Source organism: Aeromonas sp. QDB20, assembly GCF_027707805.1.
In the GTDB taxonomy this organism is placed as follows: domain Bacteria; phylum Pseudomonadota; class Gammaproteobacteria; order Enterobacterales; family Aeromonadaceae; genus Aeromonas; species Aeromonas dhakensis.
The window spans coordinates 1-2,053 of sequence record NZ_JAPCJC010000049.1 but is presented as its reverse complement, the minus strand read 5'-3'; the positions used below and the strand labels follow the sequence as shown (position 1 = coordinate 2,053).

The following is a 2,053-nucleotide window of genomic DNA, read 5'->3' as shown; positions in this document are numbered from 1 at the left end:
TTCATGTAGAACCTCCTGCGTTCAAGATACGAGAAAATTCTACTTATGAGCACCTCAGTTTTTCGGGGGGATTACCATGCCAACAGGTTGACCCAATAAAAAAACCGCAGCCTTGGGGCTGCGGTTTTTGTTTGTGCCTTTTCCCTCGACACCTCTTAAGCCTCTGCGCTCTGTTTAGCCTCGGTGGCCTGCGCTCTGATCCCCTCTCCCCTTGGGGGAGAGGGTTAGGGTGAGGGGAGCTAACGTCATTCCTCGGCTGAATGTCGTCCCACGCCTTAATGGCATTGTTTCGCCATGCAGGATCAGCTCCCCTCTCCCCTTGCGGGAGAGGGTTAGGGGGCTAACGTCATTCCTCGGCTGAATGTTGTCCCACGGCTTAATGGCATGGCTTCGCCATGCAGGACGCGAGGGCACTGCCCTCGAAGAGGTTTCGCCACCGCTACGCGGCTTGGCGAGTGACTTTGGAAAGACCGCTCTCTTTGGCAAATAACACCAAAAGTCTTCCCCCCGGCAAACCGCCCGCTTCGCGGGTTCCCTCCTCTCGTCCAACGGGTCGGACGGAGCGCCGCAGACGGCACTTTGGTCTACGCCATCCATGGCTTCGGCCAAAGCCCGCTTCGAACATCCTTGTTCTCGCGCCAAATCGGGGTCGAGCAGTGCTCGCCCTGATCCGATTTGGCCCCTATGTCGGTTGCGGCTGCGCCATCATCCCTGATGGCGCTCCTGACCCGTTGAACTCGACTCGGCGGTTTGCAGGGGGAACCAATACGTGCCCGCCCGTGGCTTTAGCGTGCATGTTGACCGCCTTTTCAGCCGAAAGGGGAGAGCTGTACAAGGGGTGGGGAAATAGGGTTTTGGCTTGAGAGAAAAAGTGTTTGGGGAATAGAAATAAAAACCGTATGTATGGAGATGGTATTCACCTGACAGTTGCCCACAAAAGGGAGTGGTCATACGGCTTCAAACCGGATAACAAAACGGTACCCCTACCGTGTTATCCGGAGTCACCGTATGACCACCAACGAGAAAGTAGCACGTCGTAAACTCAGCCTGCTAGAGCTCGCCAAAGAGCTCAATAACGTCAGCAAAGCCTGTAAGCTCATCGGCTACAGCCGCCAGCAGTTCTACGAGATCCGCCGTAACTACCAGACCTATGGCGCCGAGGGCTTGCTCGACAAACTCCCCGGCTGTAAAGGGGCGCATCCCAACCGGGTCGCTCCCGAGATTGAACAGGCCATCCTCGCTTACTCTCTCACCAGACCAACCCATGGCCCGCTGCGGGTCGCGCAAGAACTCGCTCTGCAAGGCATCAACGTCAGTGCGGGCGGTGTGCGTGGCGTGTGGCAACGTCACGATTTGCTCTCCAAACATGACCGCTTGTTGCGCCTCGAGAAAACCCATAGGGAGCAGACGATTGAGCTCAATGACGAGCAAATTCGCCTGCTCGAGCGCTTCAGCCCCGAGTTCCGCGAACGCCAGATAGAGGTCCACTACACCGGGGAACTGGTGGCGGTCGACACCTTCTTCGTCGGTGCACTCAAGGGGGTGGGCAAGGTGTATCTGCAAACCGTGCTCGATTGCTACAGCCGCCACGCCTGGGGACGGCTCTACACCAGTAAGCTGCCGGTGACGTCGGTCCATGTACTCAACGAAACGGTGCTGCCGTTCTTCGAAGCCCATGAGGCACGGGTCTATACCATCTTGTCGGACAATGGGCGCGAGTTCTGCGGGCGCCCTGACCATCATCCCTACGAGCTGTTCCTGCAACTGGAGGGGATTGAGCACCGGACCACCAAGGTACGCAGGCCACAGAGCAACGGCTTTATCGAACGGTTGCATCGAACCTTGTTGGATGAACACTTCCGTATCAAAGGGAGGACAACCTGGTATGAGTCGGTGGAGCAGATGCAGACAGACCTGGATAGCTATCTGGAGCACTACAACAACCAGCGACCACATCAGGGCAGGATGATGGAAGGACGGGAATTCAGATAATAAGTGCGACACTCATGGATGAATGGCGAGAGGTGGCCAACTGCTGATTGGTGGTACCCTT

The 2,053-nt window shown here is 56.7% G+C and carries 1 protein-coding gene; it reads left to right on the top strand.

The annotated features are described in order from the left end of the window. Positions 1-1,008: 1,008 nt before the first annotated feature. Entirely contained in the window at positions 1,009-1,992 is a 984-nt protein-coding gene (locus PG897_RS22435) for an IS481 family transposase (protein WP_333563751.1), read from the top strand. Positions 1,993-2,053: the final 61 nt, after the last annotated feature.